The sequence below is a fragment of the Kribbella albertanoniae genome (genome assembly GCF_004348455.1).
Lineage (GTDB): Bacteria > Actinomycetota > Actinomycetes > Propionibacteriales > Kribbellaceae > Kribbella > Kribbella albertanoniae.
In genome coordinates this window covers 1-26,151 of record NZ_SMKA01000105.1, presented here as the reverse complement: position 1 = coordinate 26,151, position 26,151 = coordinate 1, and the positions used below count along the sequence as shown (strand labels likewise).

Annotated in this window: 22 protein-coding genes; 12 read left to right on the top strand and 10 right to left on the bottom strand. The window is 67.6% G+C overall.

Annotated elements, in window-relative coordinates:
- Positions 1-70: 70 nt before the first annotated feature.
- Positions 71-697, bottom strand: coding sequence for a hypothetical protein (locus E1261_RS22080; RefSeq protein ID WP_132409390.1), 627 nt, complete (start codon positions 695-697; stop codon positions 71-73).
- Between the two features lie 202 nt (positions 698-899).
- On the opposite strand from E1261_RS22080, the gene E1261_RS22075 reads away from it, so the two are divergent.
- On the top strand, positions 900-1,928 hold the full coding sequence (locus E1261_RS22075) for an ABC transporter substrate-binding protein (protein ID WP_132409388.1): 1,029 nt from the start codon (positions 900-902) through the stop codon (positions 1,926-1,928).
- Here E1261_RS22075 and E1261_RS22070 read toward each other — a convergent pair.
- Both E1261_RS22070 and E1261_RS22065 read right to left on the bottom strand, forming a co-directional pair.
- Complete coding sequence (locus tag E1261_RS22070) at positions 1,919-3,202, bottom strand: aromatic amino acid lyase (protein ID WP_238176359.1); 1,284 nt, start codon at positions 3,200-3,202, stop codon at positions 1,919-1,921. The two genes, E1261_RS22075 and E1261_RS22070, sit on opposite strands and share 10 nt — an antisense overlap.
- A gap of 49 nt (positions 3,203-3,251) precedes the next feature.
- Positions 3,252-4,265, bottom strand: coding sequence for an ornithine cyclodeaminase family protein (locus E1261_RS22065; protein WP_132409384.1), 1,014 nt, complete (start codon positions 4,263-4,265; stop codon positions 3,252-3,254).
- 64 nt (positions 4,266-4,329) lie between these two features.
- Between E1261_RS22065 and E1261_RS22060 the strand changes: the two genes are divergently transcribed.
- The gene (locus E1261_RS22060) at positions 4,330-5,037 is read left to right on the top strand and encodes a YqeB family protein (protein WP_132409382.1); all 708 of its coding nucleotides are present in this window, start codon (positions 4,330-4,332) and stop codon (positions 5,035-5,037) included.
- Positions 5,038-5,051: 14 nt separating this feature from the next.
- Here the strand turns inward: E1261_RS22060 and E1261_RS22055 are convergent, their stop codons facing one another.
- From E1261_RS22055 to E1261_RS22045, 3 genes are read right to left on the bottom strand one after another with little or no spacing between them, the layout of a single operon-like run.
- Complete coding sequence (locus E1261_RS22055) at positions 5,052-5,438, bottom strand: pilus assembly protein CpaE (protein ID WP_132409380.1); 387 nt, start codon at positions 5,436-5,438, stop codon at positions 5,052-5,054.
- Positions 5,439-5,448: 10 nt separating this feature from the next.
- Positions 5,449-5,823: a hypothetical protein gene (locus E1261_RS22050; RefSeq protein ID WP_132409378.1), complete on the bottom strand. Its 375-nt coding sequence runs from the start codon at positions 5,821-5,823 to the stop codon at positions 5,449-5,451.
- A 28-nt stretch (positions 5,824-5,851) separates the two neighbouring features.
- Positions 5,852-6,583 (bottom strand): M15 family metallopeptidase, encoded by a 732-nt coding sequence (locus tag E1261_RS22045; RefSeq protein WP_132409376.1) that lies wholly within the window; start codon positions 6,581-6,583, stop codon positions 5,852-5,854.
- A gap of 175 nt (positions 6,584-6,758) precedes the next feature.
- On the opposite strand from E1261_RS22045, the gene E1261_RS22040 reads away from it, so the two are divergent.
- Both E1261_RS22040 and E1261_RS22035 read left to right on the top strand, forming a co-directional pair.
- Complete coding sequence (locus E1261_RS22040) at positions 6,759-8,108, top strand: sensor histidine kinase (RefSeq protein WP_238176358.1); 1,350 nt, start codon at positions 6,759-6,761, stop codon at positions 8,106-8,108.
- Positions 8,105-8,845: a response regulator gene (locus tag E1261_RS22035; RefSeq protein WP_165952598.1), complete on the top strand. Its 741-nt coding sequence runs from the start codon at positions 8,105-8,107 to the stop codon at positions 8,843-8,845. Before E1261_RS22040 ends, E1261_RS22035 begins: the two co-directional genes overlap by 4 nt.
- 196 nt (positions 8,846-9,041) lie before the next feature.
- On the opposite strand, the gene E1261_RS22030 is transcribed toward E1261_RS22035, so the two are convergent.
- Both E1261_RS22030 and E1261_RS22025 read right to left on the bottom strand, forming a co-directional pair.
- Positions 9,042-11,819 (bottom strand): type 1 periplasmic-binding domain-containing protein, encoded by a 2,778-nt coding sequence (locus E1261_RS22030; protein ID WP_132409370.1) that lies wholly within the window; start codon positions 11,817-11,819, stop codon positions 9,042-9,044.
- Between the two features lie 60 nt (positions 11,820-11,879).
- Positions 11,880-12,224: an MmcQ/YjbR family DNA-binding protein gene (locus E1261_RS22025; RefSeq protein ID WP_132409368.1), complete on the bottom strand. Its 345-nt coding sequence runs from the start codon at positions 12,222-12,224 to the stop codon at positions 11,880-11,882.
- 64 nt (positions 12,225-12,288) lie between these two features.
- Between E1261_RS22025 and E1261_RS22020 the strand changes: the two genes are divergently transcribed.
- The 5 genes from E1261_RS22020 to E1261_RS22000 are packed head-to-tail and all read left to right on the top strand — an operon-like array spanning position 12,289 to position 17,377.
- Positions 12,289-13,320, top strand: a complete 1,032-nt coding sequence (locus E1261_RS22020; RefSeq protein ID WP_132409366.1) for an alpha/beta hydrolase — start codon at positions 12,289-12,291, stop codon at positions 13,318-13,320.
- A gap of 10 nt (positions 13,321-13,330) precedes the next feature.
- On the top strand, positions 13,331-14,458 hold the full coding sequence (locus E1261_RS22015; protein ID WP_132409364.1) for an MFS transporter: 1,128 nt from the start codon (positions 13,331-13,333) through the stop codon (positions 14,456-14,458).
- 35 nt (positions 14,459-14,493) lie between these two features.
- A complete protein-coding gene (locus E1261_RS22010) occupies positions 14,494-15,240 on the top strand; it encodes an esterase family protein (protein ID WP_132409362.1) in 747 nt (248 codons plus the stop codon).
- Positions 15,241-15,256: 16 nt separating this feature from the next.
- Positions 15,257-16,495, top strand: coding sequence for an ATP-grasp domain-containing protein (locus E1261_RS22005; RefSeq protein WP_132409360.1), 1,239 nt, complete (start codon positions 15,257-15,259; stop codon positions 16,493-16,495).
- 15 nt (positions 16,496-16,510) lie between these two features.
- Positions 16,511-17,377 carry an amidohydrolase family protein gene (locus E1261_RS22000; protein WP_132409358.1) on the top strand — a complete coding sequence of 289 codons (867 nt, stop codon included), beginning with the start codon at positions 16,511-16,513 and terminating at the stop codon, positions 17,375-17,377.
- Here E1261_RS22000 and E1261_RS21995 read toward each other — a convergent pair.
- On the bottom strand, positions 17,374-19,389 hold the full coding sequence (locus E1261_RS21995) for a leucine-rich repeat domain-containing protein (protein WP_132409356.1): 2,016 nt from the start codon (positions 19,387-19,389) through the stop codon (positions 17,374-17,376). The two genes, E1261_RS22000 and E1261_RS21995, sit on opposite strands and share 4 nt — an antisense overlap.
- 105 nt (positions 19,390-19,494) lie before the next feature.
- Here E1261_RS21995 and E1261_RS21990 point away from each other — a divergent pair, with 105 nt between their 5' ends.
- The 3 genes from E1261_RS21990 (at position 19,495) to E1261_RS21980 (ending at position 22,049) form a co-directional block, all read left to right on the top strand.
- A complete protein-coding gene (locus E1261_RS21990; RefSeq protein ID WP_132409354.1) occupies positions 19,495-20,532 on the top strand; it encodes a glycosyl hydrolase in 1,038 nt (345 codons plus the stop codon).
- A 30-nt stretch (positions 20,533-20,562) separates the two neighbouring features.
- Positions 20,563-21,402: a helix-turn-helix domain-containing protein gene (locus E1261_RS21985; RefSeq protein ID WP_238176357.1), complete on the top strand. Its 840-nt coding sequence runs from the start codon at positions 20,563-20,565 to the stop codon at positions 21,400-21,402.
- A 68-nt stretch (positions 21,403-21,470) separates the two neighbouring features.
- Positions 21,471-22,049, top strand: coding sequence for a dihydrofolate reductase family protein (locus E1261_RS21980; protein ID WP_132409352.1), 579 nt, complete (start codon positions 21,471-21,473; stop codon positions 22,047-22,049).
- Positions 22,050-22,056: 7 nt separating this feature from the next.
- Here the strand turns inward: E1261_RS21980 and E1261_RS21975 are convergent, their stop codons facing one another.
- Entirely contained in the window at positions 22,057-26,112 is a 4,056-nt protein-coding gene (locus E1261_RS21975; protein ID WP_165952597.1) for an FG-GAP-like repeat-containing protein, read from the bottom strand.
- Positions 26,113-26,151: the final 39 nt, after the last annotated feature.

The window sequence follows — 26,151 nt, the reverse complement described above, 5'->3', positions numbered from 1 at the left end:
GGGCAGGCGTGGGAGGGGCGGGTGCGGGGCGAGAAGCGTGGGTAGTACCCGTTGTTCGGTACGGGCTGGGTCAGCGTTCGGCGGGGTCTTCCTTGGGGACGCACCACTCGGGCGGCCAGCCGCGGTCGATGCAGTACTGGCGGAGGATCTCGTCGCGGGTTGGCGGCTTGCTGGTGGTGGGCCGCGTCGGCTGCGTCGTTCTGGTCGTCTTCGGCGTGGTCGACGGCGTGATGGTTTCGGGCTTCTGGGTGGTCTTCGTCTTGGTCGGCCGCAGGGACGGCTCGACGAGGATCTTGGTCGGGGTTGCCGTCGGGGTTGCTGTCGTCGGGCGACGACTGGGCGTCACGCGCGGCGGTACGGCGGGAGTCTCGGTGACCTCGGGTGTCTCGGAGGTCTCGGCGATATGCGCGGCACCGGCGTCCTCGCCGCCACCGCCGAACAGGCCGACCGCGGACAGCGCCCAGAAGACGACCGCGAGCGCCATCACCATCGCGCCGGCTCCGGCGAAGACCGTGCGCTGCGACGGACCGGCGTACCGGCCGATCGGGCCGCGGATCGGCACACCCTTGCCGTCGACCCAGAACTGCCAGTCGTCGGGGGCCGGGGGCCAGGAGGGGTCAGGCTGCCAGGTCTTCGGCGGAATCCAGCTGCGGCGGGGCGGCGACGGCCAGTCCGGTGGGACCACGAACCGCTTCAACGACTTCCTCCATATCCGCCACACGCGCGTCAGGCTACTGGATACAGCCAGTGACCTGATAGCCCCGTCGGGTCAGCTTTACCTTCTGAACGACACAGCAGGGCCGCAAGCTACTTGCGACTCGGGCGCAGACCGCGTGTCACGCTGGATTTTTCGTTCAACCCCTGACATTCCCCCTGACGCGTCAAGTTAGGCTGCCCTAATGAATCTCCGATCCGCCGCAGCCATCGTTCTCGCGCTGAGCGTCAGTCTCACCGCCTGCAGCCAGGACGAGACCCCGAAGAGCACCGCCGGTGACAGCAGCGCCGCCGGCTTCCCGGTCACCATCACGCACCTGTTCGGTACGACGACGATCCAGGCGAAGCCGCAGCGCATCGTCGCGATCGGCGGCGGGGACATGGAGGCCGCGATCTCGCTCGGGGTCGTCCCGGTGGCCGGCGCCGACTGGTTCGGCCACACCGAGACGCGTGGCTGGGTGAAGTCGGCGCTCGGCGACAAGCCGGCCCCGAAGCTGGTGCAGTCCTACCAGCCGAAGTTCGAGGAGATCGCCGCCCTGGACCCGGACCTGATTCTTTACGTGAACTCGATCAACGACAAGAAGGAGTTCGAGACCTTCAACGCGATCGCCCCCACGATCGCGGCCCCGGCCGGCACCAAGAACGTGTACGGCGTGAAGTGGCAGGACCAGGTCACCGAGATCGCCAAGGCCACCGGTACGTCGACCGAGGGCAGCGAGGTGATCAAGCAGACCGAGGCGCTGCTCGCCGACGCGGCCAAGGCGAACCCGGAGTTCGCCGGGAAGACGATCACCGCCGGCGTCTACACCAACCAGGTCCTGAACGCCTGGCTGCCGTCCGACCCGCGGATGCACCTGCTCACCTCGCTCGGCTTCAAGTCCAACCCCCAGGTCGACGCGATGGAGAACGGCGACTTCTACGTCGCGATCCCGGCCGAGCAGACCGCGAAGTTCCAGGCCGACGTGATCTACCTGGCCGCGCTCGACGCCGCCGGGAAGATCGATCCCGGACTGGAGAAGAACAAGCTGTACAACGCTCTTCCGGCCGTGAAGGACAAGCACGTCGCGTACTTCGGTGGCGCCCCGGTGATCAACACCCCGTCGCCGAGCGGTGAGTTCTCCAGCGCGTTCTCGATCGGTGGCCCACTCGGCATCAAGTTCATCCTGCCGGAGCTGGTCGCCCAACTGAAGAAGGCCATTGCCGGTCAGGGCTGAAGCACCGTCTCCAGCAGCCGGGTCAGGTCCGCACCGAACGGCCGATCCGCATCGATCGGCGGTACGACGTCCGCGACCGCCTGCAGGCTTGGCGGGAGCGGGCGTTTGGCCAGCGTGAAGGCCTGGTAGACGGCGAGCAGTTCGCAGGCGGTGACTTCGCGGGTCAGCCGAAGCGCCTCCCCGAGGTTGCCGACCGCCTCCCAGGAGAAGGTCTGGACATCTTCCTGCCCGTTCGACGTCTCCACCGTACCGATTGCCGTCGGCAACGTCAGGCGACGCAGCCGATGCGTCGTCGCCACCGCCCGCTTGTGCACAACCACCAACCCCGCCTGCGGACCCGGCTCGTGCGCGAGCTGGGCCGGCAACCCAGTCACCGCCGGATCCAGCAACCGATGCAACCGCGCAGCCGAAACCTCCGCCGCATGCACCAACGCCGCCACCAGATGATCGCAGTACGCCGTCAGGTCGATCCCATGGAAGCCCGCCGTACCCACGAATTCACCACCCAAGTACGCCGGCGAATCCGTCACCCCGTCGAACGCCCGCCCGACAGCACCATCCAGATCATCGACAGACCGTCGTACATGCGCAATCACCTGCCCCGCCACCCGAAACGAAACCGGCGCCTGCAACCCCCGCGGCTCCGCCTCGGGCCCGGCCAGCTCGAGCAACCGAGCCAACTCCCCAGCCAGTACGTCGTCGCCCCGTCCCGCAAGCGGCTGGTACGGCGCCCTGTTCGCCCCAACCACCGAGATCGCCCCAGCAGCAACCGCCGACAGCCGATCAGCCAACCGCCGAGCCCGCACCACGTGAAGTGCGGCCCGCCCCGTGGCACCGGGAATCCCGGCCAGCAAGGCGATCCCCTCCTTCGGCCCTGGTTCGAACGACCCGAAAGCGTGTGCCAGCGGAATGATCTCCCCGGCCGACCCAGCTCCCTCGGCAGGAATCTGCACCACCACATTACTGTTGATCAGGGCAACCAATTGCTGAATGAGCTCGACCGATACCCCCGCGTCGCCGTTCAGGAAAGTCCGAAGCCGTCCCAGCAACACAGCGCGAGCCTCGTCAGCCGGCAGCCAAGGCGGTCCACCGACCGCTCGCCCCAGCAGCAGGTTCCGTTGGTGGATGCGCTGTTCGGCCTCACTCAACCGCACCTTGCTCATCGCGCCCATCCCGGTATTCACGCCGTACACAGGCTCACCCGAAGCCAACGCAGCCAGCACTTCACCCCGAATACCAGCGAGCCGCTCGAGCAGCGGCTGAGCGATCTCCACCGACTCAATACTGCTCGGATCCACATCCGATGCCTGGTTGATCAGCATGTCAGTGGAACCGCAGCATCGTGCCGACATCCGCCGCTTCGGCCTTCTTCAGAATCAGATACGCGATCGCCACATCCAGCAGCGACAACCCCCGATGCCAGAAAAGGTTGCGCTCGGCATCGTTCTCCCGCCCCGGCTTCTCCCCAGCAACGATCTGCCCCAGCTCGGCGTACAAGGTCTCCGGCGACAACCGACCGCTGTCCACCTGCCGCCGCAACGAACCGAACTTCCCCGACTGCGCCTCGCGCCAGTCGTCCACCACGACCTTGTCCATCACATCCAGCAGATCCAGCTCCACCGCACTCACAGTCCCATACGGCACCACGAACGCCCCCGGCCGAACCGCGGCCGTCCGCAGCAACGGCTCGGGCTCCATCAGCCGAGTCGCCTCCACAATGACATCCGCCCCGTCGAACGCCTCCTCAGCCGTAGCCACCACCCGCACCGGCGTGGACAGCTCCTCCGACAGCTCAGCAGCAAACTTCTCCCGCGACTCAGCCCGCCGCGAAGTCACCCGAATCTCGTCCAGCTCGAACAGATCGTCAAGCATCGTCACGTTCCACCACGCGGTCCCACGAGCACCGGCATGCGCCAGGATCTTGCTGTCCCGCCGCGCCAAATACCGCGCTCCCACCGTCGTCATCGCGCCGGTCCGCGCCGCGGTGATGAAGGTAGCGTCCAACACAGCTAGCGGTACGCCGGTCGTCGGATCGAACAAGGTGGCCATCGCCAACTCACTCGGCAGCCCCACCTGGTAGTTCGGCACGAAGTCGCCGACCACCTTCACCCCACTGATGCCGTGCGCACCCAACCCGTCCAGATGACCGCGAAGCACATTGAAATGACCGATTCCGCCGTTCGACGGCATCAGGTGCACCCGCGGCTCGAAGCTGGTCCGGCCGAGACCGTGCTCGCGGACCGCCTCCTCGACGGCGTCGACGATCTCGGTCCGGGTCAGTCCCAGCGAGTCGATCTCGGGGCCGCTCAGGAAGCGCAGCCAGATGCCCTCGGTCACCAAGTCTCCTTCGGTCGTCCTGTTCCGATACTAAAGTTCCGCTCCCGAACGCTAGTTTCGGAGCATGCAGGCGACGACGACGAAGACGGTGATCGGGCATTCGCTCACCGACAAGGTGCTCTTGTACGGCGCGTTGCCGCTGGCCGGTGTGGTGCTCGGCTTCTTCCTGCCCCGGATCGCGGACTGGTTGGTCGGGCTGCGGTGGTTCCCGCGGCAGCGGATGTTCGAGGTGCTCGCGACCTGGGACGCGTTGTGGGTCGGCCTCGGCGGCATGCTGGTGGGCCTGCTCGGCGGATTGTTCCTGGGCGCGATCGCGCTCGATGACACGCTCAAGGTGACGATCACCAACGAGTCGGTGGAGTTCCTGAAGAACGAAAAGACCGTGACTGTGCCGCGACACAAGGTCACCACCGCGTTCCTGGACGGCAAGGAGATCGTGCTGCTGGACTCGACTACGCGCGAGTTGGCTCGGGAGAAGCACGATCAGCTGAAGAGCGAGGCCCACAAGATCCCGCAGGCCTTCCGCCGGCACGGCTATCCGTGGACGGACAACGGCGATCCGCATGCCGACCGCTTCCGCCGCTGGGTCGAGGACGAGCCCGAGCTGCCTCCGGGCGCGAACGCCGTACTGAAGGCTCGTGCGAAGGGTTTCGACGATGGCGACAAGGGCAAGGCCGACCTGCGCGAACTCCGCGAAGAGGTGGCCAAACTCGGCTACACGGTGAAGGACAAGGACAAGAAGCAGTACTGGCGGCCGAACACCCCGCGGTGATTCAGGCCCAAAGATCAGGCGGCCAGCAGATGCAGTACGGCGTCCGCGTACGCCTGCTCGGCGTCCGGTGAACTGTGCGTGGAGCTGGTCAGCTCGACGGTGTACCCGTCGGGGACAGCCTCCAGCCGGCGGAAATGCGAACCCAGCAGCGCCCGGAGCTGCTCCTCACGAGGGAGCCAGATCACCTCGCGTTGTTCAATGCTGTCCAGCGCCCACTCAGTGGTGCCGTTGAAACCAATCACCTTGCTGCCCTGGTAATCGTGCACCTCAACGGTCATGTCGCTCACGACGAACACGTCGTCGTCCATCTCGCGGTCCGGGACGACGAACCGATCGCCGGCCGCGGGTGTCCACAGGACACCCGCCTTACGTAACCGTGCGGCCTGCTCGAGAGTGATCACCCATTAAGTGTTACCGCTCGAGCGCTGCACGCAACTCCGCGGCGCGGTGGGCGATCCGGTCCCGGCACTCGGTGGTGAGCGGCAGATCGAGCAGAGCGGTCGCCTGCAGGTGGCTCAACGCCAGCTCCTGGCGCAACCGGCGTACGGCGGTGTCGCGGTCACCGGCAGCCGCCAGCACCGCGGCAACCTCGTCCCGGCGCTCGAAAGCGGCCAGTACGCCGTCGTAGATCTCCAACTGCGTGTACGCCGACCGATCCGGCTCCGGCACGACCTTCTCCCCCTTGGGGTTGTCGCTGCCACGGACTACCTGGCGCCACAGTGCGGGGACGGTCAGCCGGGCGCGGGTGTAGCGCGTGGGCAACGGGTGTGCGTAGGTCATCGTCATGATCTGCTCCTGGCGGGCATCGGATGGACTATTTCTTGGCCCCTGAGTGGGGTACTGAGTGGGGTTCACGCGGTGGGCATCTCGTCCCTGGCGCTGTCAGAGCTTCGAAATGCCAGGGTTCGTTGTCGTAGCGGCGGCAGACGCCGTAGCGCCAGCCGTTCTTGTCCAGCCACTGCTGGGCGGCCACCGGCTTGATGTCGACGGCCTTGCCCTGCACGTGGGCGGAGTCCTTGGGCGGCAGCACCCAGCGGCTCGCTGCCTTGGCGGAGCCGTACTTCTTGACCGCCTCGTCGAACAGCCGCTGTTGCTTGGCGGCGCTCCGCCGGCCGGAGTTGATCTGGATCCGGACGCCGTCGGCACGTGCCGCGACGATCGCCTTCTTCAGCCGGGCGCGCAGCTTCGGCGACAGCCCGTCGATGCTCAGCTCGCCGTACTCGGCCGTCTTCTTGGGCGCCGGCTTCGTGGGCTTCGGCTTCGTCGGCTTCGGCTTCGAGCTCTTCGTAGGTGTGGGCTTGGGCTTCGTGGGCGTGGACTGAGGCGTACGAGTAGCGAGCGTCGTCGGAGGAGGTCCGGACACGCCGGGCGCGTTCAGCCCCGAGACGACCGGCTCCTTGTCGGCGGTCGGCGCGAAGAAATCTCCCAGCTGCGTGTGCCAGATCAGGACTGATCCGACCACGGTCACCAGCACAGCCACTCCGGTCACGGACAGCAACCGGGACCGCATCGGACGGCTCGGCCGCTGCGGTAGCTGTTCGGTCATGGGGTACAGCCTCTCGGATTGCCACGGATCCCACATCGGCCCCAGGGACCGTCCTCTCAGGCCACTAGTAGGCCCTGAGTATCAGTTCGGACGCGCGGACTCGTCCGAAAGTTGGAGACTGACCCGACCGGGCAGACGAGGTGTCAGTGAAGACCGGATGACTACGCTGGGCGACATGACCGCTTGGCGACGCCTGACCCAGCTCCAGCAGGACCTGCTGGTGGCTGCCGTCGTCGCCGTCGTCTGGTTCGTCGGGCTCGGCGTGATCGACAACAGCTGGCTGCGGCCGCAGAATCCGATGGTCTCCGCGGTCACCGGCATCTTCCTGATCGCCACCATCGCCTTCGGCCGGCGCAGTCCGCGCACGACCTTGATCACCGTCGCCATCCTCTACCCCCTCGTGTACGCCGCGGTCGGCACCGGCCTGGCCGCTCAGCTCGGGCTGACCATGTTCGGGCAGCCCAGGATCGCCGACGCCGCTCTGCAGTCCGAGATCCACCTGGCCCCGCTCCTGGTGGCCGGCTACATCGCCGCGTCCAGCGGGGTCCGGCGCCTGGTCAGCGGCTTCTTCGCGATGGGCAGCCTGGCCGCGCTGATGATCGGGCTGCCGACCGTGGTCGCGTTCGTGCTGGGCCACGTCGACCGCGCGGTGTTGTACGGCAAGCGGTACGCAGCGCTGCCGCGAGATCTGCAGAGCCTCTACAGCTACATCGACGTCTCGCTCTTCGTCTTCGCGGAGGCGTTGATCTGCGGCATGGTGCTGCTCGGCGCCGACGCCCGCCGGCGCCGCAAGAGCGTCGCGGTCCTGGAACAGCGCAACGCCGAGTTGGTCCGGCTGCGTGCGGCCGCGGCCGAGCGGGCCGCGGTCGCCGAGCGCACCCGGATCGCCCGCGACCTGCACGACGTGATCTCGCACCACGTCAGCGCGGTCGTGATCCGGGCGCAGGCAGCCGACCGGGTCGCCGACCAGCGGCCCGAGGTGCTGCGCGAGGCGATCCGCTGGATCATTGCCAGCGGCAAGGAAGCGCTGACCGCGATGCGCGAGACCGTCCGGGTGCTCAACGCCGAGCCAGGAACTGAGCCGACCGACTCCGGTGGCGGGACCGCCCCGGTCCCGGACCTGGCCGATGTGGCCCGGATGGGCGAGCGGCTGAAGGCGGTCGGGATCGATGTCGCGATGTTCCTGCCGACCCGGCAGCGTCAGCTCACCACGGCCACCGACCTGACCGCCGTACGGATCATTCAGGAGGCCCTGACCAACGTGATGGTGCATGCGAAGGCCACCGCGGCTCGGGTGACCTGGCAGAGTAGTCCGCAGGGCGAGCTCCTCACCATCGACGACAACGGCAGCGGTGGCCCACCACCGGTGAACGTGCTGGAGACCGCCCGGCGGAGCGACAGCGGCCGCGGGAACGGGCTGATCGGGATGCGCGAACGGGCCACAGCGGTCGGCGGCACACTGGCCGTCGCCGCGGGCCCCTTGGGTGGATGGAGAGTGCAGGCATGGCTGCCGCCGCAGAACTGAACGAGCCGAAGATCCGGATCCTGGTCGCCGACGACCAGGGCGTGATCCGGATGGGGCTGGCGATGATCCTCGATCACGAGCCCGATCTGACCACGGTCGCGCAGGCCGGTGACGGTGAAGAGGCGCTGCGGCTGATCGACCAGTACGACCCAGACGTCGTGCTGATGGACATCCGGATGCCGGTGATGGACGGGCTGGTCGCGACCGAGCGCATCACCGCCGCCAACAAAGCCGCCGGGCGGTCGAAGCCCGCCGTACTGGTGCTGACGACGTTCGACGACGAGGCCTATGTACTGAGTGCCGTGCGGGCCGGAGCCTCCGGATTCCTGCTCAAGGACACCGACCCGGACCTGCTGGTGTCAGCCGTCCGCGCCGTACACCGCGGTGACTCTCTGGTCGACCCGGCATCGACGCGCGTCCTGCTGGAGCGGTGTGTCGAGTTAGAGCGCCAAGTCGGCGGTACGACGGCCGCGGCGCCCGCGCAGGCTGATGCGCGCTGGGCCGGGATGCTCGCTCAGCTGAGCGAGCGTGAGCGGGAGATCCTGGTCTGGATGGCCCGCGGCCTGTCGAACCGCGACCTGGCCAGCAAGCTGTTCGTCAGTGAAACCACGGTGAAAACCCACGTCAGCAGCGTCCTGTCCAAGCTCGGCCTGTCCAGCCGCGTCCAGGCCGTCGTCGTCGCCTACGAGGCCGGAGTGGTCCGGCCCGGCGAAGCGGAAGTGCGCTGGGAGTCCTAAAGACTGCGTTGTTTTACAAGAGGAAGTACGCAGCCAACGCCGCCACAGCGAGCAGTAGTACGACGGTCAGTGTCTGGCTGAGCGCTGAAGCCTTACGGCGTTCAGGTAAGAAGTCCCCGGTCATACCTTCAAGAATGCGTGCCGAAACGCCGCCACCCATCGGTCGCCAGGATGGTCTTTTCCTCATCCCGAAGGACTAGTCGGTCGGGCACCAGGCCGGTGACTCGGACCGGGCACCGCAGACGATCGTTGCCTTCGGCACCGGTTTGCCGCGCTGGAAGGTGACGATCGCGACCGGTTTGTTCACCGGCACCCGCCGCGAGACGCTGCCACCGAAGTCGATCGGCCCGGTCACGCCCTGGTAGCCGCGCTTGGCGCCGTCCGCGTCGGTGATCGACTGCAGCGCGGACCAGACCGTCCCGCCGTTCACCGCAATACTGTCGCGCTCGAGGAAACTCGTCGCCAGCACCACGGCGTACGCCGCGTCGTAACTGAGCGCGGCATGACCGTCCAGGCTGCGGCCCCGATCGGTCTTCTCGTACGGGAACAACTCCTCCAGCCGGCTGTAGAAGTCGGCCGACTCCGAGGTCGCGTTCTCCAGGAGATCGGGGGCCAGCGACAACGCGAGGTACTGGAACGGGACCGACTGGTTCAGGCCGCTGGCCGCGCGATCGGCGACGTACTTGGTCGTGTCGTCGCCACCGATGATGTACGGCGGTCTGGTCCGGCAGCGATCCTGGATCCCACCGAGGAACGCCTGGAAGTCGACCTGGCCGCGACCGGCGAAGAACACGACCTCGCCCTGGTGATCGCAGGCCTCGCGGCCGGCGGCGGCCGGATCCATCCCCCCGCTCTGGGGGCCGAAGGAGGACGAGGTGCCGGGGACCCCTACCGCCGCGAACGCCTGCAGGACGTCCTTGGCCAGGTTCTGGCTGTAGGTGTCGGCCGGATCGTCGGACTTGTACACGGTGAGCTTGTTGGTCAGCGCGTGGCCGAACGGGTCCTTCCCGGTGGCGAGCTGGTTCCGGACGTGTGCGGCCGCGACGGCCGCCTCCCGCCGGTTCTGCGGGCTGATCTGCAGGTACATCCTGCTGACGTCGACCATCTGGTCTGCGGTCAGCGTGGCCGCGACGGTCGGCAGCCCGACCGCGGCGAGCTTACGGATCATGTCCTGGGTCGACTGCCGGCTCTCGACCATACCGACCACCGCCACGACCGACGGATCCTTCGCGGCCAAGGCGCCGAGCTGCGCGGCGACCCGATCGGCGTGCCGGTACCGCGGCCCGGCGTTCGCGATCAGCACCCGCAGGATCGGCTCGTAGCGCTGGGCCGGCTTCCCGAGCTGGACAGCTTGCGCGACCGCCAGCCCGGCGAGTTGCTCCCGCTCGGCCGTGAAGCCGCCGGGACTCGACGACCCGTCGCTGGCCGAGGTCAGGGAGGCCAACGTGATCACGGGCCGCTCCGGCTCCCGTTCACTCAACTCTGCCGCCTGCCGGTTCTGCTCGAGGATCTTGTCCCCCACCGGACCGAAGGACTCACTCGGGTACAGCAACGCGTTGGTCCCGTCGGTCAGCCCGACGCAGTCACCGTCCACCCTGGCCACCGAGTCGTCCACAGCCTCGAAGAACAGCCACCGGAACCCGTCGCCACCACAGTGCCGCCGATCATCCAGTACGCCGAACCCGGCGTACGTGCCGGCCAGCACCGCGAGCACGGTCCCGATGATCAACCATCCACCGGACCGCCGCCGCCATATCGGCCCGCGCACCCGCTCGAACGACTGGGGGATCTCCTGCTCGAACTTCGGCAGCGGAGGCGGCGGAGGAGGACCGAAGCGCTTGCGCGGGGGTGCCGGTTCCTCGACGGTGTCGCTGATCGGGAACTTCAGCAACCACGCACCGACCGAGCGCCGCAGGCTCTCCTCCAGGTGCTTCCGCCGCCAGTCGTCCATACTCACGGGCTTCCCGGCGGGCTCCTCGGCAAGCGGTGGAACCTTGCGGCCGATGGTCACCAGAACCAGCGGGTCGAACCGCAGGGTGTCGTTGCGGACCGTCTCGACCATCCGGACCAGCAGGTACCCGCCGTTGATCCGGCTGATCGGCCCGACCAGCAAGATCGGGTGCATGGTCCGGTGCCTGTGGATCCATTCGACCGGCCGGAACCCGGCCCGCAGATCCTCCAGGAACGCGTTCACCAGCAGGCCGGCGAATCGCTCGGGGTCCAGGTTGCGCCGCTTGTCCTCGGTCAGCCGCAGGGCCAGCTCGAACAGGTTGTCGTCATCACCGCGTGCCAGATAGGCCTGATTGCGCAGCCAGCGGTACTCGCCGGACAGTACTGGCACCCTGCCGCTGTGCCGCAGCCAGAAGAAGGAAGGAAGCAGCCAGAGCGTGAGCACCTGGAGCCACCCCGGCAGTTGGAGCTGGATGCGCCCCCAGACACTGTCCGGAGAGCCGGCACCCCCGACAGCCCGCTGGTACATCGCCTGCCGAACCAGCCCGTCCTTGAAGGACGGCGCCGGATCCTGCTGCCTGGGCGGACTACCGGCGTACCCCTTCATCAGCCATCGGACCAGGTCGTACCGCGGGAAGTCGTAGCCGCCCGCGTGGTTGTCCTTCAGCCCAGCAGTCGAACGATCGAGGAGGTCGACAAGCTCATCGACCTCCGCCATCGACACCGGCTGGAGATTCTCGTTCGGCCCCTTCGTCGGCGACACGTCCTCGAGAGCGACGAGAACGTGCGGCACCTGCTTCTCCGGCGCCTGCGAACCTCCGGGCCGGAGCCGGTTCGCCAGCAACCGCAACACGACCGGTGTCGCGGGCTCGCCCGCCCGGGCCGGCTCCAGGTCGAGGGGATCCTGGCTGCACGCGAAGATCGGTTGCGACTCGTCGCTCTCCCGCCGCAGACTCCCGCGCCGGTACGCCTGGAACAACGACGTGGCCAGGCGGTTGAATCCCACCGGCACCTGCTCGGCCATGCACGCTCCCCCAGAATCCTCACGGTCGAGGGGACAACGTACCCACTTCGCTGCGCTGCGTCACAGGTTTGCCAAGAACTCCTCACGCACCTTTTTCGGGACGCACAGCGACCAGGCGTCGAGGACGAGTTCGCGGAGTTCGTCGTACTCGAGGGCAGCGACTCGTACGACGATCCACTGGTACCGCTCGTCGGACTTGCTCGGCGGGAGGAACTTGTCCGGCTCGGCGGCCAGCGCGGCCGCTCGCTCCTCGCGGGGGAAGCCGATGCCGATCGTCTCCTCGTCCGGCGCCACCGCCAGGTAGACGATGCGGCCGACGCGGAACTTGATCCGGTCCCGGACCAGCACCTCGTAGCTGCGCGGCAGGTCGGCTGTCGCTGCCCGAATATCCGTGAGATCGACCACCTCCTCACGATAAGCCGTCATCACTGACAGGAGTTGTCAGTGTTTGTGCCAGTACCGTGTTCGGATGCCCAGTTTGGTCAGTGCTGTCGAAGGGGCCGAGGTGGTGTTCCGCTTCGGCGATCCGACGCATGCGTTCACCGGGGTGCGGCTGTGGCAGGAGCTGGGGCTGGCGGCGGAGCTGCTGGAGTTCAAGCCGGTGGAGTACGGCTGGGAGCTGCGGCTGGCGCGGCCGTCGGTGCACCGGATGGAGTACCTGTTCGACATCGCCGACCTGGGGATGCGGACCGATCCGACCAACCCACGGGTGGTCGGTGGTGCGTTCGGGGACCACTCTTGGCTGCCGCTCCCGGGGTACCTCGAGCCCGCCTGGATCGGCATCGAGCCGGTGGCGTCCACGCTGACGCCGCTCACGGTGGACTCGCCGGTCGGGCCGATCGACGTACAGGTGTGGGCTCCGGAGGGGATCACTCCGGCGTTCGAGCTGCCGTTGCTGCTGTCGCATGACGGGCCCGAGTTCGCCATGTACGCCGGTCTGACGCACTACGCCGGCGCCATGGTCGCTTCCGCGGAGCTCCCGCCGTTCCGGCTCGCTCTGATCCGGCCGACGATGCGGAACCTCTGGTACGCCGCCAATCCGCAGTACGCCGAAGCTCTGACACAGCAGGTGCTTCCGGCGCTGGCGGCCCAGTACAAGAGCCGTCAGCCGGTGCTGATGGGTGCGAGCCTGGGCGCACTGGCAGCTCTGCACGCCGAGTGGCATCACCCCGGGTCTTTTGCCGGGCTGTTTCTGCAGTCCGGGTCGTTCTTCACGCCGGACACCGATCCGCAGGAGTCGCGGTTCGAGTTCTACGCGCAGGTGACCGGCTTCGTCCGTGAGGTGTTGACGGCTGGTTCCGCTCCGAGCACACCCGCCGTCTCGATGACCGCGGGTGCCACTGAGGAGAACGTGCACAACAACCGGGTGATGGCAGCGCAGCTGGCCGAGCTGGGGCTCACGGTCTCCTTTGACGAGACACCGGACATGCACAACTTCACTGCGTGGCGTGACGTGCTGGATCCGGACCTGACGCAGCTGCTGAACCGCATCTGGGCCTAGTCTCGAGCGGGTGCTGAAAACACTCGCCGGGTTCGGTGCCTTCGGTCTCTTCTGGGGCGCCTGGGGTGCTGCGCTACCTGCAGTGAAGGCCGAAGCCGGCGTCACCGACGCTCAGCTGGGTGTCGCGCTGCTGATGGTCGGACTGGGCGCGCTCTGCTCCATGCGCTTCACCGGCTACCTGATCGACCGCTTCGGCGGAGTCGTGCTCCCGGTGACCGTGCTGCTGTTCGGAGCGTGCGGAGTGCTGCCCGCCCTGGCCGGATCGGCAGTCGCACTGGGCGGTGCGCTGTTTCTGCTCGGCGCTACTTCAGGAGCCACCGATGTCGCCATCAACGCGACCGGCTCCGCTGCAGAGGCCGAGACCGGCCGACCGCTGATGAACCTGGCCCACGGCCTGTTCTCCATCGCAGTAGTCGTCGCAAGCCTCGGTACGGCGGCGCTCCGCGCGTCCGGCGCCGGTGCGTTCCCAGTACTCGGCGGCGTCTTCGTCCTGATCGCCGTACTGGCCGCAGCCGTCCTCGCACCAGGCTCAACCCGCATCAAGCCAGTGATCGCCGAAAAGGCGCCCCGCCGACTGGAACCCGCACTACTGGTCTTCGGCGGTCTCTGCGCCCTCGCGTTCGTCGTAGAGAACGCCTGGCAGAGCTGGAGCGCCGTCCACCTAGACACCACGCTCGGCGCCGCACCGGCGCTCGCCTCCAGCGCACCGGCCGTTTTCGCCGCCGCTGCGGCCACTGGCCGGATCAGCGGCAACGCCCTCCTCCGCCGCCTCAAGCCGGCGCAGCTCCTGGTCGCCGGAGGCGTCATCGCAGCGCTCGGCAGCGCACTGGCAGCCGTGGCCGGTAACCCCTGGCTCGCACTGGTCGGTATAGCCATCGCAGGCCTCGGTACGTCGGTCTGCGCGCCAACCATCATCAGCATGGCCGGCGCCTGGGCCGGGCCCGAGCGCCGCGCGAGCGCCATCTCCACCGTCACCACCATCGCGTACCTGGGCTTCTTGCTCGGCCCGGCGATGGTCGGTGCCGCGTCCAGCGTCTGGTCGTTGCCGACGGCACTCGGTGGCGTCGCCGTACTGGCTGTAGTCGTCGCAGCCCTCGGTCCGGTGGCGGGACGCGCTGAGACAAAGCATCCGAGGTAAAGACATGGCAAGGTGGCTGGCGAGAGGTGAGGCGGATGGAGCGAGAGCAGGTCGAACTCGACGCGCCGGGACTCGACCGGCGCGGGACCCTGATCCGGTACGGGCACTACGGCCGACCGGTGCTGGTGTTCCCGAGTGAGCAGGGTCGCGCCTGGGACTACGAGAACAACGGCATGGTGGACGCGGTCGCCGACCTGATCGAGGCCGGCCGGGTGAAGCTGTACTGCGTCGACTCGTTCGACCACCTGAGCTGGTCGGACCGCAGCATCCAGCTGGAGGACCGGGCGCGACGGCACGGCGCCTACGAGTCCTGGATCCTGAATCAGGTGGTCCCGGCGATCGGCGCGGACTCACCGGGTACGAGCGACATCATCACCACCGGCTGCAGCCTGGGCGCCTTCCACGCGTTCAACTTCGCGTTCAAACGCGCCGACCTGTTCCCGGTCGCGATCTGCCAGTCCGGTAACTACGACGCCGCCAGCTGGCACGCCTGGGGTGAGCGCGGCGAAGCGACGTACTTCAACAACCCGGCCGACTACCTGCCGAACCTCGAGGGCGACCACCTGGACTGGCTGCGCCGGCGGCTGTTCGTCGTGCTCACCGTCGGCCAGGGCGACTGGGAGACCCATCCGACGGGGTCGTTGCCGTCGGCCCGCGCGATCGACGCCGTACTGACCGCCAAGGGCATCCCGCATGAGCTCGACCAGTGGGGGTACGACGTAGCCCACGACTGGCCCTGGTGGCGGCAGCAGATCGCCCACCACCTGCCCCGATTCGTCTGACTCGTGAGGAGAACCCGTGGCTGACAACGCATCCCATCTGATCGGGCTGCTGCTGGGCGCCGAGGAGGACTGGCCGCAGGCGTTCGAGGCCCTGCTGCGCCGAGTCGGCCCGGTCAAGACCGCCACTGGCACCCATGAGTTCGAGGCCGAGCGGCTGACCATCGAGCCGTTCGACCTGACCGATCCGGTCCGGGTCGAGCTCGTCATCGACCGGCTCGCGTACTGGTACTACCACCCGCGCGAGTGGCTGAAGAAGGCCGCGCTGATGAACGGCACCTACCTGCTGAACTCGCCGTTCACGTTCCAGTCGATGGAGAAGCACTCGGCGTACTGCGCGATGCTCCGGCTCGGGCTGAAGATCCCGAAGACCGTGCTGGTGCCCTACAAGAACCCGGTCGACAACGTCCGCTGGGCCTACACCTCGGCGAAGTACAACAAGACCTTCGACCTGGACGCGATCGCCGAGGACCTCGGCTACCCGCTGTACATGAAGCCGTTCGACGGCGGCGGCTGGCGCGGCGTCTCCCGGATCAACAACAAGGTCGACCTGCATCACGCCTACGACCAGTCCGGCGAGATGCTGATGCACCTGCAGGCGACGATCGACTACGACAAGTTCGCCCGCGCGCTCTCGATCGGCGCCGAGACGATGGTGATGGACTTCCGTCCCGACGAGCCGATGCACAACCGGTACGCCGTCTCGCACGGATTCCTCAGCCAGTCCGCCGGACACCAGGCGGTGGCGATCAGCCGGATCGTGAACGCCTTCTTCGGCTGGGAGTTCAACTCCTGCGAGATGCTCGTCCGCGGCGATTCGGTGCACCCGATCGACTACGCCAACGCCTGCCCGGACGTTGCGGTGACCTCGCTGCACTACTACTTCCCGTGGGCGATCAGTGCCCTGGTGAAGTGGTCGGTGTTCAGCCTCGCGACCGGCCGCCGTACCTCGGTCGATTTGCAGACCGACAAGTACTTCGCGATCGCCGACGACCCCGAACTGGACTACGACGCGAAGCTCGAGGCCTACCTCGCTCTGGCCGATGCCCACTTCGACACCGTTCGCTATCACGAGTGGTGTGCTGAGAACCTGCCCGACTTCGACGCTCGCGTCCGCGACTGGTTCAGCGGGACGGAGTTCTCCGACATCCTGCGCGAGACGGTCGTGGCGACGTACCCGGCCGACGAGCACGAGAAGTTCCAGGCGCATTTCCAGGGCCTGATCAACCTCTGGCTGGCCGACCAGGCTGAGCAGTAGATCTAGGCTGGCGGGGTGCTAGACGACGACGTACCGGCGTGGTGGCGTGGGCTGGGCCTGGACGGGCTGATCGATGTCCACGTCCACTTTCTGCCGGACCAGGTGATGAACGCGGTCTGGGCGTACTTCGACCAGGCCTCGACGCATTACGGGACGGCCTGGCCGATCACCTATCGGACCTCGGTCGAGGAGCGGCTGAAAACCCTTGCCCTGTTGGGTGTTCGAGCCTTCCCAGCGCTGGTCTACCCGCACAAGCCGGAGATGGCTGCCTGGCTGAACACCTGGGCGCGCGACTTCGCCGACCGCACACCCGGATGCGTCCCGAGCGGCACCTTCTACCCCGAGCCGACGGCATCGGCGTACGTGCGTGAGGCTCTTGACCTGGGCACCCGCATCTTCAAGGTGCACCTGCAGGTGGGCGACTACGATCCGCGCGACGAGGTCCTGGACGACGTCTGGGGGCAGCTGGCCGAAGCCGGTACGCCGGTCGTCGCGCACTGTGGTTCGGGTCCGATCCCTGGCCGCCATACGGGACCGGGGCCGATCGGCGAGGTCCTCCGCCGGCACCCGCGGCTGACCGTGGTCGTCGCGCACCTGGGCATGCCGGAGTACGCCGAGCATCTGGAGCTCACGTCGTACCCGAACGTCCATCTCGACACGACGATGGCGCTGACACCGTTCACCGAGGCGATGATGCCGTTCCCGCGGGACTTGGTCCCGAGGCTGGCCGACCTGGCGGACCGTATCGTGCTGGGCTCCGACTTCCCCAACATCCCGTACTCCTACGCCACCCAACTCCAGGTCCTCGCCGACCTGGAACTCGGCGACGGCTGGCTGCGCGCCGTCTGCCACGACAACGGCGCTCGCCTGCTCGGCGTCTAACCTCTGAGTTCCCGGGCGAACGCGCGGGCCTCGGCTTCGGCTTCGATGCGGTTGCCTGCCAGGCCGCGCCGGAAGTCGTGCTCGGCACGGAAGGCACGGCCTTCCAGAGTGTCGGGTTCGATGACCTCCTCTTCCATCTCCAGGTGGTTCAGGAAGGTGCGCAGGACAGGGCGGGTATCGGGTCCGAGTTGCTCGCGGACGCTCGGCGGATAGCCCGCGGAGTAGCGGGCGCCGTGGTACTCGTCGATCTCACCGAGGAAGATCGCGTCCAGGTTGGGAAAGGCCGCCGGGTCGGCGATCACGGGCGGCAGCGGCTCGTCGGACGCGCGTTGGTCGAGCTTCCAGCAGTCCTGTTCGAGGTCGAGTTCGAGGAGGCTGGTCGCGGCAGCGCCCAACTCGGTGAGGCCGTCATCGTCGAGGTGACTGTCGTGCAGGTTGAGCTCCCACAAACCCGGTACAACGGACCACGCGGCCAGCGCCTTCGCGGAGCCGATGCTGTTGTACGCCAGGTTGAGGCTGTCGAGCTGGGCCTCTGCGGCCGCGAGGGCGGTGAGGTCGTCGTCGTTCAGATTGCAGGCCTCGAGATCGAGGCAGCGTCCGGGGAGTCGCTCGACGACGGGCCATGCGCTGAGCTGGTTGTAGGAGACGTTGAGGATCTCGAGTTGGCCGGTGTTCAGCAGCTCCGGAATCGCGGCCGGCGTGATGCCGGTGGCGGCCAGGTGGAGCTCGGTGAGGTTGACGGCGTTGTGCGACGACGCCCAGGCCACGGCACCGGCGTCACCGATCGGCTGAATCTCCGAACGGCCGTAGTACGGCGAACCGCCCGGATCGCCAGACAGGTCGAGGCGCTCCAGCGCGGGCAGGTCGACATCGTGCGCCAGGTGCTGGGCGCCGGACTCGGTCAGGAAGTTGTGCCTGAGATCGAGGTTGCGGAGCGCTGAGTAGGTGCCGGTGAAACCCTCGGCAGTCACATCCGTGAGGGCCAGCCCGTGCAGAGTCAGGCTCTCGATCCGCTCGCGATCGAGCGCCTCGACCACCTGGACCACTGGGGTATCGCCCATCGGAAGGAGGTTGAGGCTGAGTGCAGTCAGCCGCGACACCAGGCCGCTCGCAACCACGGCGTCGAGCCCCTCGGCGCCGAGGCCGTGGAAGCCACGCACCAACGAGGCACCCACGATGGTGAGCTCGCGCAGGTCTTTCAGTTCGGCGTTCGCAAAGAATGCTGCACAGGCGGCGTCGTCCTCGGGGATGACGTTACCGATCGCCAAGTCCCACGAGTGCTTCCCGTTGCGGCCGCAGCGGAATCCGACCGAGAGCTTTTCGAGCTGCGCCAACTGCGAGCAGGCGGCGAGCTCTCGCGCCTCTTCGATGGTTTCGATGCGGACCGCGGCCGAACGCAGGTCAGGCACAATGCCCGAACGCAGCAGGTGCACGAAGTCGGGAGCCTGCAGCCCTGCATGCCGCAGGCGCAACTGCCGGTCGGCCGGTGGGCGGAAGGGCGGCGGAGTGAAGTGGGACAGATCCTCGCTGACATCGATCAGGTCGAGCGATTCGAGCCGCGCGAGTTCCGGATTCGCGGCGAGCGCGGCAACAGCCTCCGCATCCCGCTCGGTGAGCAGCTCGGTTTTGAGGACCCGCAGGTTCGACCAGGACGACAACGTGTCGGAGACGGTCGCGACCTGGTCTCCGGCGAAATAGCCGAGGTCCAGCCTGGTGACCTGCGGCTGGGGATCCGGCAGCGGCAGGTCCGCCGTACCGATGCGTCCCGACTTCAGCGCCAGCGAGCGGACCAGCGACCAACCCGGTACGGCGTAGCCGTCGTCAAGAGCGGCGAGCCACGACCACGGCGCCTCACGGGTCTCGTCGGGCCACTCCGTGAGCCCTTGCTCACAACGAACAACAAGCTCCGCCGGACTGCCCGCCCGCCCCAACGCAGCGCAGAGCGCACGGAACGCCAACTGACTCGGCGGCCCGGCCAGCACCCGCTCGATCTCCCCCACAGCATCGATCACGGCCGCCACCCTACGGGGCCCCGACAACAAGAAGTGCCTCGGCTGGAGGTTTCTCGCCTGGTCGAATGCTTTGAAGGTTTGGCGGGTGGGCGCGTTCACTGAGGCATGCTGACTCGTCGTACGGTCCTGAAGGCCGCCGCCCTCGCGCCCGCATCTGGTCTGTTTCGCGCCGCTGACCTGCCGCGGGACCGCCTGCTGAACTGGTTGCATTCCCTGCAGACCCGGTCGGCAGATCGGCTGTTGATCGGCCAGGAGATTTCGGCGTGGAGCGCCGCGACGTACGGCGAATTCGTTGACGGCCTGGAACGCAAGACCGGCAAGCGACCCGCGATGGTCGGCGTCAGCCTGCTCGAACCCGGCGACTACGACACCCTCACCATCGACAAACTCGTCGACCACAAGAGCCGCGGCGGACTCGTCACCATCAGCACGCACTGGACACATCCATGGGGCGACTACCCGAGCGCGGGCAAGTACTACGTCCGCAATTCCGAAGCACCGAAGCCGGATCTGCGCCAGCTCCTCAGTACCGCGCCGGACTCTGCACCGAAGCGCGCATATTGGACGCAGGTGGCGGATCTGGTCGCCGTACTGAACAGGTTCACCGACACCGTCGTACTGCTGCGGCCATTCCACGAGATGAACGGCCCGTGGTTCTGGTGGGGTCATGACGTCACCGTCCCGCGCACCGCCCTCATCGACCTCTGGCGCGACCTGCACCTGTATCTATCGGCCCGCTTCACCAACCTGCTCTGGCTCTACTCACCAGCCACCAGCTGGAACGCCGCGATCCGCCACTACTACCCCGGTACGGCGTACGTCGACCTGGCCGGATTCGACCTGTACGACGACGAACTCCGCCCCTACCAACCCGGCCACCGCCCCGATGCCGACGACTGGACCGAGACCCGCAACCTCACCCACCCCGCCGGCCTCGCCGAATTCGGCCCCGCCGGCGACTCCTACCCCCGCGGCGCCCGAGCCCTCATCGACCGCTCCCTCGACACCTACTCGACCGCCGTCTTCGCCCACTCCTGGTACAGCTGGACCAACACGCAAACCCGAGCCCTGGTCCAGCAACCCGACATCGCCTGGGCCCTGAACCGACCCCAAATCCTCACCCTCGAAGGGGTTGGCTGGTGAGACCGGCGGGGCATCGGCGATGCTGGGGGTGTGGAGTATGTGTCCAGAGTGCCGCGGGCGCCGTTGGACGGGCTGATCGACGACCTCTACTACCTGGAGGGTGCGCCGCCGTACGCCCTGCTGACGCTGCCGCCCGCGCCGTCGGCGCTGCTGATCGTCAACCTCGGGGCGCCGTTCCGCATCCGCGGCGCTACCGACAGCGAGACGGCCGAGTACGCCGACGGCTGCGTCATCACCATGCCCACCCGCGCGTGGGTGTTCGGCTACCCGCTCCGGACCCGGTCCGTCGGGGTGCACTTCAAGCCGTGGGGGTTGGCGCCGTTCGTGCCGATGCCCGCGGCCGAGCTGTGCGACCGGCCGGTGACAATCGAGCAGGTTTGGGGCCGGTCCGCCATTTCTGAGCTGCAGGACCGGCTGGCCGCGGCGGACGGACCGCAGGGGATGCTGACGCTGCTCGAGGAGGAGCTGATGCGACGGCTGCGCGAACCCGCTGGCCTGGGGCTGGTCCGCCATACAAGCAATGTCATCGCGGCGTCCAGCGGCGCGGTGGCGATCGGCGACCTGAGCGTGGCAGCTGGTGTCAGCAGCACGCATCTGGCCCAGCGGTTCAAGGAACTCATCGGCGTCACCCCGAAGCGGCTCGCCCGCACCTACCGCTTCACCTCCACCGTGTTCCCGCTCAACCCCGACGGACCGATCGACTGGGGCGAGATCGCCGGCGCCGGAGGCTATTTCGACCAGGCCCACTTCAGCCACGAGTTCCGGGAGTTCACCGGGCTCACACCGACCCGGTACGTCGAAGTCCGGCGGCGGTTCCTGCGCGAACATCCCGGCCACACGCTGGAAGGCTGGCCCCTGCCGGCCGATTGATTTCTTACAAGAACCACAGCTCACGACAGGCTAGGTTCTAGGCACCTCAGTGCAAAAGGAGATCCCCCGTGGGCAAGGTAGTCATGTACAGCTCGGTGTCCGTGGACGGCTTCATCGCGGACGAGAACGACCAGCCCGGACCGCTGTTCGACTGGTTGACCACCGGTGACGTCCCGCTGGACGACAGCGGTTTCGTCAAGGTGTCGCAGGTCTCCTACGACTACACCCGCCCGTACTGGGACCAGATCGGCGTGACAGTCGCCGGCCGCCACGTCTTCGACATGACCGACGGCTGGGACGGGAAGCCTCCGGCCGGGATCGACCACGTGGTCGTCGTGACGCACCGCCCGCAGCCCGACGGCTGGGACCCCGAGGCGCCGTTTCACTTCGTCGACGGCATCGAAGCAGCCATGGTCAAAGCACAGGACCTCGCCGGCGACCGCATAGTCGAGGTCGCCGCCGGCGACGTGGGCGGCCAGATGCTCGCCGCCGGCCTGGTCGACGAGGTCCGCATGGACGTAGTCCCCGTCGTCCTCGGATCCGGCAAACGCTACTTCGGCTCGGTCGACGCCCAGCACCTACTGGACGACCCCGACATCATCCAAGGCAACCGAGTCGTCCACCTCCGCTACCAGGTACGCCGCTGAGCCCGTGCTAGCCGAAGAGCAACCTGCTTCCGTCGGTGAAGTTTTGGCCTAAGTACTGGGAATCGCCGCGCCAGGGCATCGAGCCCCAGCCGATGCCGTTGGTCCAGGCTTGGAGGTGGCCGTCGGGCTGGACGACGGCGATGTCGGATCGGCCGTCGCCGGACAGGTCAGCGAACTTGACGTTCGTCGGTGCGGTCGTGCCGAGCTGGGCGATGATGACCGAGTCGCCGCGCCAGGGCGGTGCCGCGAATCCTTCGACGTTGTGCCAGGCCTGGACGTTGCCGTCGGACTGCAACACCATCACCTCGGCCTTGCGGTCGCCGTCGAGATCGGCCCAGTGGATCCGCTCGGCGGCCGTCGTACCGAACTCGGCGACGATCAGCGAGTCACCGCACCACGGCATCGGTGCGAAGCCGTTGCAGTTCTTCCAGGCGCGGACCTTGCCCTCGGGTTCCAGGACCAGTACCTCGGCCTTCCGGTCACCGTTGAGGTCGGCGAACCACACTCGCTCCGGCTTCGATCCGTCGATCGCCGCCACCTGGACCGACTCGCCGCCCCACGGGTGATCGCCGTACCCGCGGACGTTGCGCCACGCCATCGCCTTCCCGTCAGGCTGGATCTGGATCGCCTCCGTCCGGCCGTCACCGTCCAGGTCGGCGAACCGCGTCCGCCCCGGCTCGGAGAATCCCGACGCCGCCACCACCGAATCCGGGCTGCCCCAGGCGCCGACCCCGTTGTCGTTGTGCCAGGCCCGAACAGCACCACCGGGTTCGACACACATCAATTCCGCGCGCGCATCGCCCGACAGGGACGCCCCGACGCCAGCCGGATCGCTGATGTCACCGACGGCATAGGGCTGCTGCGTCGCCTCGAGCTGAACGCTGCCACCGGCCCAGACTGCGGTCGCCGTCACCGGTACGGCGGACGCTCCGGCCGGCGCTTTGATGTCAAAGGCAACATGTGCAACCCCAGCCGGCGCAATCGTCCCGACCGCAGACGGCTTCGACACCACCCATCCCGCAGGCAAGGCGAGCCGCGCCTCGACCCCGGTCAACGGAGTCGCCGTGTCATTGACGATCGACACCATCGCCTGCCCAGAGCCGTCCGCCGCCAGCGTCGCCGCCGCGAACGTCAGCCCAGGCCGATCAGTCGTGGTCGGCTGCGCCGCCGGTACGGCGCTGAATCCGTTGCCTGCAACAACTCTCGGAGCGAGACCGCGATCACCGGCGTGCAGTCCGAACACCCGGAGTCCGCCGCCGTTCGAGGCAATGCGGACCGTGATCGTCGACTTCCCCTGGACCGCGGCAGCAGGCAGCGGGACCGCGACCGGGTAGCCGTAGTGGTTCCCCGTACCGGCGCCGTACACCCCGAAGCTCCGCGCGGCGACCCCGAGTGAGTCCGACGGATCGTCCGGCAGTACGACGCTGTACGGCGCCGCACCGTCGACCGTGACCGTCATCGTGGTCGGGAACTTGCGCGCATTCGTTGCCGTGTCGACCTCGGCCCACGGAGTGGACGACATCGGCCGCCGGGCCTCCGCCGAAGACGCCTCGAACTCCAGCGCTCCACCGTTCTGAGCCTCAGCCGGTACGGCGACCTGGTACTCGAAATAGCCTGCCCCGTAACCGACCAACTGCTGCGGCCCGCAGGCCAACTGCCCCTCGGTACCGCCGCTCCACTGACTCGCGCTCGGCGACATCGGGTCCAACGCACCAGCGCGCACCGTTGTGTCCACGAAGGTGACGTAGCTTTCCGCGACCGTCTTCCCGCCCGCCTCCAGCCACACCCAGATCTGCCCACTCCGCAGGGTCTCGGGCACCGTCACCTCGACCGGCGCGGCCTCGACGACGTCGTACTGCGTCGTGGTCGCCGGCCTGGTCCCGCCGACGTTCGGGTCGAGCGGACGACCGTCGGCGCCGGTCCCGGCGACCTTCCACCGGAGCTGGGCCGTCGACAGATCTTCGTCGCTGAAGTGGCTGATGCTGATCGGCAACGAGACCTGGGCCCCGGGCTTGATCGCCACCGTGCTGTCCCGATTGATCGAGATCGCATCGTCGCGATGGACCAGATCGACATCCCGCAACGCCCCGGTGTGATCGCGGAACAACGGTCCGCGGCGCTGCCGGTCGTACGTGAGCGGTGTTCCTTGCTCGAGCTCGATCGCGCTCAGCTCGACACCGATGTACCCGGCCAGCTTGGGATAGCGGCGCATCAGGCTCATCTGCTCGAGCTGCTGACCGAAGCTGAACGACATCTCACTCATCAACCAGGGCTGGCCGTTCTGCGTTCCTTCGTCGAAATTGCGCGTCGAACCGGGCCGCAGGTCGTTGTTGAAGACATCCAGGTGCGGCTTCCATTCGTCGTACCCGGCATAGCCCTGGTGGAGGTCGTTGAGGTCCGTGCCACCGGTGTGGCCGTTCTCGCAGCAGGCGGAGTTGTCGTCGACCAGCACGTTGCCGGCCTCGGTTCGCACGTACGGGACCATGCGCTGCAGGTAGGAGATCGTGAGCGGATGCAGCTTGCCGTTGGGGTTCGTGTACACGGCACCCCAGCCCTCGTTGAACAGCCCCCAGATCGCTATCGACGGATGATTACGATGCAGCCGCAACGACGCCTTGGTGAGCCGTTCGTGCAGGGCGAGCGACGCCGTACTGAGTGAGTTCCCGCGGCCGGAACTCGGGATCTCGAGCCAGGTCAGCAGACCGAGCTTGTCGGCCCAGTGGTAGTAGGCCGGCTCGAAGACCTTCACGTGGGCGCGGACGAGGTTGAACCCGTTGTCCCGCGCGGCCTTGAGGTCGTAGGCAATGGAGCCGCGCCCGGGATCGGCCGCCGTACCGGTGGTGAAGTCGGCGCCGGTCACCTCGCCGGTGGGGGTCTGATGGCCCCAGGGGTTGAAGCCTTGGTCGAGGGTGCCGCGGAGGTAGATCGGGCGGTTGTTCAGCCAGATGTACTCGTAGTAGTTGGCGCCGGTGGTTGCCTGCGGCGCCTTCTTCCGCTCGACCTTCCGCAGGCCGAAGGTGGCCCGGATGCCGTCCTGATCGCCGTCCAGGGTGACGTCCGCGGTGTAGAGGTTCGGCTTGCCGATGTCCCAGAGCATCGGATCCGGGATCTGGATCCTGACCTGGCCGACACCGTTGCTCAAAGCAACGTTGCTACTGGCAACCTCGACGCCGGCCGTGTTCCGGAGTGCGACCTTGGCGGTGCTCGCGGCGCCGATGGCACGGACGGCCACAGTCGCGTACGCCGAGGTCGGGGTGCGGCCGTTGAACGTGAGCTCGGAGGTGATCCGCGGCTGATCCAGCGTCGCCGCCTTCACCGGTTCCAACCACACCGACTGCCAGATCCCGCCGGTCGGACCGAACACGTCACGCCGGCCGATCGGGTACTTCGAATCCAGCACCGGCGCCGGGGCGACGCTCCGAATCGCCAACGTATGCGTCGATCCCGCCGGGAGCGCACCCAGGTCGACAGTCAACTCGGTGTCACCGTCCTCGGGCGCGTCGAACACCTGGTTGCCATCCAGCCAGACCCGCGCACCCCAGTTGGCCGCCCCGATCCGCAGCCGGGTCCGCTGACCGGCGAAACCCTGCGGCACGGTGAACGACCTGCGGTACCAGACAGCACCGGCGTACCCGTCGAACGGCCCACGATAGAGGTCGTCCGTCGCAAACTGCTGCTCCCCGAAGGCCGCCAGCGACTGATACGGGAACGGCACCTGAATCGCCTTCCCATACTGCCGATCCGCCCGGAACCATCCCTGCCCGACTCCCACATCGTTCTGATCGAAGTCGAAGGACCAGGCCCCGTTCAACGACAACCAGGCGTTGCCGGTGAACGGCCGCCGATCGGCATCCGGCCGCGGATACTCGTTCCGCGGTACGACGGGCTCGGCGCTGAGGCGGATATCGGCAGTCGGGCTGTCCGTCAGAGTCGTCGACGCGAACCCCAAGCCCTCCTTCCCCGCAATCACCGCAGCCGCCCCGCTCGGCACACCCGTCAGCGTGTAACCCCCGTCGGCGGCCGTCACGACGTACTGATCCGTCCGCGCCGCGTGCACGCTCACCCCACCAACGCCCCGCCCAGCACTGTCAGTCACCCTGTC

Excerpts from the sequence above, each read along its gene's own strand:
- E1261_RS22010 (WP_132409362.1), top strand. The coding sequence starts at position 14,494 with ATGGAGCGAGAGCAGGTCGAACTCGACGCGCCGGGACTCGACCGGCGC.
- E1261_RS21990 (WP_132409354.1), top strand. The coding sequence starts at position 19,495 with ATGCTGACTCGTCGTACGGTCCTGAAGGCCGCCGCCCTCGCGCCCGCA.
- E1261_RS22075 (WP_132409388.1), top strand. The coding sequence starts at position 900 with ATGAATCTCCGATCCGCCGCAGCCATCGTTCTCGCGCTGAGCGTCAGT.
- E1261_RS22040 (WP_238176358.1), top strand. The coding sequence starts at position 6,759 with ATGACCGCTTGGCGACGCCTGACCCAGCTCCAGCAGGACCTGCTGGTG.
- E1261_RS22060 (WP_132409382.1), top strand. The coding sequence starts at position 4,330 with ATGCAGGCGACGACGACGAAGACGGTGATCGGGCATTCGCTCACCGAC.
- E1261_RS22045 (WP_132409376.1), bottom strand. The coding sequence starts at position 6,583 with ATGACCGAACAGCTACCGCAGCGGCCGAGCCGTCCGATGCGGTCCCGG.
- E1261_RS22030 (WP_132409370.1), bottom strand. The coding sequence starts at position 11,819 with ATGGCCGAGCAGGTGCCGGTGGGATTCAACCGCCTGGCCACGTCGTTG.
- E1261_RS22050 (WP_132409378.1), bottom strand. The coding sequence starts at position 5,823 with ATGACGATGACCTACGCACACCCGTTGCCCACGCGCTACACCCGCGCC.
- E1261_RS22020 (WP_132409366.1), top strand. The coding sequence starts at position 12,289 with ATGCCCAGTTTGGTCAGTGCTGTCGAAGGGGCCGAGGTGGTGTTCCGC.